7 protein-coding genes are annotated in these 5,794 nt (G+C 62.5%); 4 read left to right on the top strand and 3 right to left on the bottom strand.

Annotated features, from left to right (window positions below):
• The first annotated feature begins 3 nt into the window (after positions 1-3).
• The 3 genes from WCG50_RS16725 to WCG50_RS16715 all read left to right on the top strand — a co-directional run bounded on the left by WCG50_RS16725 (position 4) and on the right by WCG50_RS16715 (position 2,177).
• A complete protein-coding gene (locus WCG50_RS16725) occupies positions 4-345 on the top strand; it encodes a zinc ribbon domain-containing protein YjdM (RefSeq protein WP_336900730.1) in 342 nt (113 codons plus the stop codon).
• A gap of 87 nt (positions 346-432) precedes the next feature.
• Complete coding sequence (locus tag WCG50_RS16720) at positions 433-1,281, top strand: creatininase family protein (RefSeq protein WP_336900729.1); 849 nt, start codon at positions 433-435, stop codon at positions 1,279-1,281.
• Positions 1,278-2,177 (top strand): DMT family transporter, encoded by a 900-nt coding sequence (locus WCG50_RS16715; RefSeq protein ID WP_336900728.1) that lies wholly within the window; start codon positions 1,278-1,280, stop codon positions 2,175-2,177. The genes WCG50_RS16720 and WCG50_RS16715 overlap by 4 nt, the downstream gene beginning before the upstream one ends.
• 99 nt (positions 2,178-2,276) lie before the next feature.
• Here WCG50_RS16715 and WCG50_RS16710 read toward each other — a convergent pair whose 3' ends face one another.
• Genes WCG50_RS16710 through WCG50_RS16700 form a run of 3 tightly spaced genes read right to left on the bottom strand, consistent with a single transcriptional unit; the run spans position 2,277 to position 5,488 of the window.
• Positions 2,277-3,215, bottom strand: a complete 939-nt coding sequence (locus tag WCG50_RS16710; RefSeq protein WP_336900727.1) for a PhzF family phenazine biosynthesis protein — start codon at positions 3,213-3,215, stop codon at positions 2,277-2,279.
• Between the two features lie 39 nt (positions 3,216-3,254).
• The gene (locus WCG50_RS16705; RefSeq protein ID WP_336900726.1) at positions 3,255-4,463 is read right to left on the bottom strand and encodes a PLP-dependent aminotransferase family protein; all 1,209 of its coding nucleotides are present in this window, start codon (positions 4,461-4,463) and stop codon (positions 3,255-3,257) included.
• A gap of 59 nt (positions 4,464-4,522) precedes the next feature.
• On the bottom strand, positions 4,523-5,488 hold the full coding sequence (locus WCG50_RS16700) for a DMT family transporter (protein WP_336900725.1): 966 nt from the start codon (positions 5,486-5,488) through the stop codon (positions 4,523-4,525).
• A 109-nt stretch (positions 5,489-5,597) separates the two neighbouring features.
• Between WCG50_RS16700 and WCG50_RS16695 the strand changes: the two genes are divergently transcribed.
• Positions 5,598-5,794 (top strand): GntR family transcriptional regulator (locus WCG50_RS16695; protein WP_336900724.1); only part of this gene is annotated, 197 nt, incomplete at its 3' end.

Genomic DNA, 5,794 nt, shown 5'->3' with positions numbered 1-5,794 from the left:
ACCATGTCCAACTTGCCTGCTTGCCCTCAATGCACTCTTGAAAACACCTATCCCGATGGCGAAAATTTTGTCTGCCCTGACTGCGGCCACGAGTGGCCCGCCACCGCTGCCGCTGACGAGAGCGAAGAAACGGGCGGCGTCATCAAGGACTCCAACGGCAACCTGCTGGCCGATGGCGATTCGGTCATTTTGATCAAGGACCTGAAGGTCAAAGGCTCGTCCACCGTGCTGAAAAAAGGCACCAAGGTCAAGAGCATCCGCTTGGTGGACGGCGACCACGAAGTCGATTGCAAGATGGACGGTGGCAGTTTCATGCTGAAGGCCGAGTTTTTGAAGAAGGCGTAATTCCATTCCCCTATCAATCCGACATGTTGCTGCTTCGCCCTGCCGTACGTCCGTACAGTCTGCGGCTTCGCGTTTTAAGATAGGCCCATGACTACCAAATCAAGATTCTGGGCCGACCTCTCTGCGCTGGACTTCGCGCGCTTCATTGACGAGGGTGAAGCGGCGCACACCATCGCCGTGCTGCCGGTGGCTGCCACCGAGCAACATGGCCCGCACTTGCCGCTGAGCGTGGACACCGTGCTGGTCGATGGCGTGGTGGCGGCCAGTTTGGGCCACCTGCCGACCGATTTAAAGGTTTTGTTTCTGCCCACACAAGCCGTCGGCTTGAGTCCCGAGCACGCCCGATTCCCCGGCACGCTCACGCTCAAAGCCGAGACGGTGATTCGCCTGTGGACCGATATCGGCGAGTCGGTGGCAGCGGCGGGCGTCAAAAAGCTGGTGCTGTTCAATGCCCATGGCGGCAATGTGAGCGTGATGGACCTCGTTGCGCGTGATTTGCGGGCGCGCTTGGGGCTGCTGGTCTACAGCGTGAGTTGGTTCAACCTGCCGCTGCACGCTGAAAACGGCGAGGACATCAACGCCCTTTTTAGCGCCGAAGAACACCGCTTTGGCATTCACGCTGGCGACATCGAAACCTCGATGATGCTGGCGCTGCGGCCCTCACAAGTTGACATGGCGCTGGCCAAAGACTTCCATTCCACGTCCCAGGACCGGGCGCAGCAGTTTGAGATTCTGGGCAATGGCAAAAGCGCCAAACTCGGCTGGCAAATGCAGGACTACCACCCGGCCGGTGCCGTTGGCAACGCGGCGGCCGCTACCGCCGACAAAGGCCGGGCCGTGGTCGAGGCGGCGGGCCGTTCACTGGCCCAATTGCTGATGGAGATTGACCAGTTGCCCCTTAGCACGCTGGTCGACTGGCCCGATCTGACGGCTTGAACTTGGCCTCCTATGACTTGTTTGCCCTGGGCGCTGCCGCCTGCTGGGCGCTGGGCAGCGTGTTGTCGGTGTCACCGGCGCGCCATTTGGGGGCTTTTGCGTTCACCCGCTGGCGCATGTTGCTGGTGGCGATCATGTTGTGGGCGGTCACGCTCGCCGTCGGCAGCTGGCACTCGCTGGTGCCCGCGTCGTGGGGCGTGCTGGCTCTGAGTGGTTTGATCGGGATTTTCGTCGGCGACACCGCCTTGTTTGCCGCCATGAACCGGCTCGGGCCGCGCCGCGCCAGCGTGTTGTTTGCCACCCATGCGGTGTTCAGCGCGATGTTGGGCATCTGGCTGTTGGGTGAGCGCATCAGCCCGCAAGCGGCGTGGGGCGCCGGTCTGGTGATGGTCGGCGTCATGACAGCGATTTTGCTGGGGCGGCACCGCGAAGAAAACCACGCCTGGGAGTCCGATCGGGGCAGCGTCGGTGCCGGCGTGGCGCTGGGCTTGCTGGCGGCCTTGTGCCAGGCGGTAGGCTCCTTGATCGTGAAACCGGTGATGAGTCTGGACGTTGACCCGGTGGCCGCCTCGGCGGTGCGTGTGACGGTGGCCTGCGGCGTGCATTTTGTATTGCTGGTGCTGGGCTTCAAGGCGGCGAGTGCGCAACAGGCCCCTAACTTGCGGGTGCTGGCGCAAACCGCGCTGAACGGATTCATCGCCATGGGCGTGGGCATGACGCTGATTCTGCTGGCCCTTAAAAACGGCGATGTCGGCATGGTCGCCATTTTGTCGTCGGTGTCGCCCGTGTTGGTGTTGCCTCTGTTGTGGTGGCGACTGGGGCGGGCACCGGCGGTGGGAGCCTGGTTGGGCGCAGCGTTGACGGTGGTCGGCACGGCGCTGATCTTGTTGCGCTAAAGACGGCGCAAGCTCACGGTCTCTTGGCGTGTTATTTATATAAAATAGCCCTCTAGCCCAGGCGAAGCGTGCGCTACCAGCTATAAATAACAGAGCGTTTTAAAGGCGCACCTGGCCCTCGATGCAGGTCACCGAGTCGCCGCCAACCCAGACTTGTCCGCTGGCATCTTGCGAAATATGCACTTGCCCGTTGCGGTTCAGACAGGCGCCTTGAGAAGCGACGTAGCGGCTAGGCAGGTGGCCTTCAGCGATCAACCACTGAGCCAGACTGGCGTTCAGGCTGCCAGTGACCGGGTCTTCTTCGATGCCGTCGGGGGCGGTGAAGGCGCGCACTTCGATGTGCGCAGCCTCAAGCAGGGCTTCTGGCCGGGGTGTTGAGTTGGCCCCGAAAGCCCGCGCCTCGCGGTTCGATCTTGCAATCAAATGGCCGGAGGTTGGCGGGCGCTCCACGCCGACGACGCCGACCATGTGCCCTGTCAATTTGAGCGCTTGGTGGTCGGGTGTCAGTTGTAAAACTGTTTCCGGGCTGTCAAGCAGCAGGCCCAGCCAGACCGGGCCGTTGTTCAGTTGCTGTGCGGCAAGAATCTGGTGCGGTTGAAGTCCGAGCGCTGCGGTCACGGCGGCGAGCAAGGTCGCCTCAGGCGCACGGCGCTGGAGCGATGGCGCGGCAAAGGCCAAGTGGGGGCCTTCGCGGCGAATCCTGATTAAGCCCTTGGCACATTCCTGCACGATCTCTTGGCCGGTTTTGGGGATGCCACCGGCTTGTAGCCAGGCGTGGCAACTGCCCAGCGTCGGGTGACCGGCAAAGGGCAACTCCTCGTTGGGTGTGAAGATGCGCACGCGGTAGTCGGCGCCACCGGCCTGGCCTTCTGGGCTGGGGGGGAGCAAAAAGGTGGTCTCCGACAAGTGGGTCCACTGCGCGAACTGCAGCATGTCCTCGTCAGACAAGCCGGTGCCGTCTAGCACCACCGCCAACGGGTTACCCCGGTACGGCATGGCCGTGAAGACGTCAACTTGTTTGAAAGGACGTGTTTTCATGTCACATGGGCCATCTGGATTGCGCAGGGTGAACCGGATTCACTTGGCCAAGCTGGCCGCGTAGAGTGTGATCGCCTTGGCCAGTGCGGCCACACCTTGGTGGATTTCGGCCACGCTCGGGGTCACAAACGACAGGCGCAGGGTGCGCGGGTCACCATGGTCGGCGTAGAAAGGCGAACCGGGGACAAAAGCGACGTTTTGTTCCACGGCATACGGCAATAAATCGACGGCGCTCATGCCTTTGGGCAGGCGCGCCCACAGGAACATGCCGCCAGCCGGGGTGTTCCAGGTCAGCGTCGAATCAGGGTCGCCCACCGGCATTTCACGGGCCAGCGCATCGAGCATGGCATCGCGCTGCGATTTGTAAAGGGCGCGGATGGTGGGCACATGGCGGTCCAGAAAACCGTCTTTCATGACCTCGGCGATCAGGCGCTGGTTGAAGCCGGGGCTGTGCAGGTCGGCGGCTTGCTTGGCTTGCAGCAGCTTGGGGTAAACCGCTTTGGGCGCCACCACAAACCCCAGACGCAGGCCCGGGGCTAGTACCTTGGAGAACGAGCCCAGGTAGATGCAGCCGTCCGGGTTGCGGGCGGTCAGCGGCGCGGCGGGGGCGTTGTCAAACCACAGGTCACCGTAGGGGTTGTCTTCGATCAGGGGCAGGCCCAGCTCCGTCGCCGCTGCGCTCAGTCGGGCGCGGCCCAGCTCGGTCATGGTGCGCCCGGTCGGATTCTGGAAGTTGGGCAGCACATACATAAAGCGGGCGCCGGCCGCTTTGCTGCGCAGGTCGGCTACGTCCACGCCCTCGGCGTCGTTGTCGATACTGACCACTTCGGGTTCCATCGGCATGAAAGCCATGACCGCCCCGAGGTAGGTGGGGGACTCGACCAGCACCTTGCTGTCGGCGTCGATCAATACTTTGGCGACCAGATCCAGGCCTTGCTGTGAGCCGGTGGTGATCAAAACTTGGGCCGGGTCCACGTTCCACGGCAGCATGGCGGCGACTTGCTCCCGTAAGGGGCCAAAGCCTTCGCTGGCGGCGTATTGCAGGGCGCCGGCCGGGTCATCGCGCAAGACTTTGGCGCAGGCGGCTTCAAATTCGGCGACCGGGAAAGTCTTGGGCGAGGGCAGGCCACCGGCAAAGCTGATGATGCCGGGCTTCTCGGTGACCTTGAGAATTTCGCGGATCACCGAAGGGTTCATCTTGGCGGCACGCCGGGCCAGCAGCCAGGGGGTGGAGGGGCTTGTTGTCATTCGTTATGTCCAATTTCAGGGCCGAAAGATGCCAGCCCCATGTCTAAAACCATCAAAAATCATCTCGAAACAGCGCGTTTCAGTGGGGGTGATTTTGCACTGAACGGCTTGGGTGCGCCGGCCAGATTCTTGCCCAGGAAAACCGTGGCCACCACCGCCAGCGCAAAACCCAGGGTGACCGGGTCAAACGCTTCGCCCAGCAAGGGGATGGATGCCAGAATGGCAATGAAGGGCTGGAGCAGTTGGGTCTGGCTGACCCGCAAGGCGCCGCCCAAGGCCAGGCCCCGGTACCAGGCAAAAAACCCCATCCACATTGAAAATAAACCTACGTAAACCAGACCACCCCACGCCGCAGGTGTGATCGGGTTTTGCGGCCAGGTGAGCAACGCACCCGGCAAGGTGATGGGCAAAGCCATCACGCAAATCCAGCAAATGACCCGCTCGGCCCCTAGTGCGGGCGTGACTTGCGCGCCATACACATAACCCAGCGAGGCCGACAACACGGCGCCCACCAGCAGCAAGTCAGCCCACTCCAGCCCAAAACCATGGCTGTGCTGGTAGGCGCGCAGCAAGGAAAACGCCACCACCAGCAAACTGCCGACCGAGGCGCAAAGCCAAAAGCCAAGCCGGGCGCGCTGGTGCAACACCCAGGCCGCCACGGCGGCGGTGGCCAGCGGCAGCAAGGCGGTGATGACGGCTGCGTGGCTGGAGGTGACGCTGCGCAAAGCGTACCCCAGCAGCAGCGGGTAGCCGATGGCGTTGCCCAGTAGGGCCATGAAAAGTGGTTTGCGCTGCGCCGGGGTTGGCCATTTGGAACGGGTCACGAACAACACGATGAGCGACAAAATACCGGCTAGCGTGGCCCGACCAAAGGTCACAAACCAGGGTGACATCTGTGGCGCCTCGGGCGTGCCGACGGCGAGGCGCGTCATCGGCAGCGTCAAGGCAAAGATCGTCACGCCCAAAACGCCGAGCCAAAGGCCATTGCGAAGGTCGTGGGCGTGGGGCGTGTGTTGTGGGTGCATGGGCTTGACTTTACTGTTGATATCAGCACACTACCAGTACAGATTTAAAAACATTCTCTGGATCTGTATTGCCTGCTTTGGCAGCACAGCTTGGCGTGAAGGAGCCTCCATGTTGGTGAAAACAGCGTCGATTTCCCTGGCCGAACAGTTGGCCGACCGCTTTGGCGAGCGCATCCGCAATCGCCTGCTGGCGCCGGGTGCCCGTCTGCCATCGGTGCGACTGTGCGCGCAGCAGCAGGGCGTGAGCGCCAGTACGGTGGTCGCGGCCTACGACCAGTTGCTGGCGCAGGGTTTGGTGGAGGCCCA

The sequence above is a fragment of the Rhodoferax sp. genome, assembly GCF_037143375.1.
Classification (GTDB): Bacteria; Pseudomonadota; Gammaproteobacteria; order Burkholderiales; family Burkholderiaceae_C; genus Rhodoferax.
Note: the sequence above shows the minus strand (reverse complement) of the source record. Positions and strands in the feature narration are given on the sequence as shown.

Excerpts from the sequence above, each read along its gene's own strand:
- WCG50_RS16725 (WP_336900730.1), top strand. The coding sequence starts at position 4 with ATGTCCAACTTGCCTGCTTGCCCTCAATGCACTCTTGAAAACACCTAT.
- WCG50_RS16720 (WP_336900729.1), top strand. The coding sequence starts at position 433 with ATGACTACCAAATCAAGATTCTGGGCCGACCTCTCTGCGCTGGACTTC.
- WCG50_RS16710 (WP_336900727.1), bottom strand. The coding sequence starts at position 3,215 with ATGAAAACACGTCCTTTCAAACAAGTTGACGTCTTCACGGCCATGCCG.
- WCG50_RS16705 (WP_336900726.1), bottom strand. The coding sequence starts at position 4,463 with ATGACAACAAGCCCCTCCACCCCCTGGCTGCTGGCCCGGCGTGCCGCC.
- WCG50_RS16700 (WP_336900725.1), bottom strand. The coding sequence starts at position 5,488 with ATGCACCCACAACACACGCCCCACGCCCACGACCTTCGCAATGGCCTT.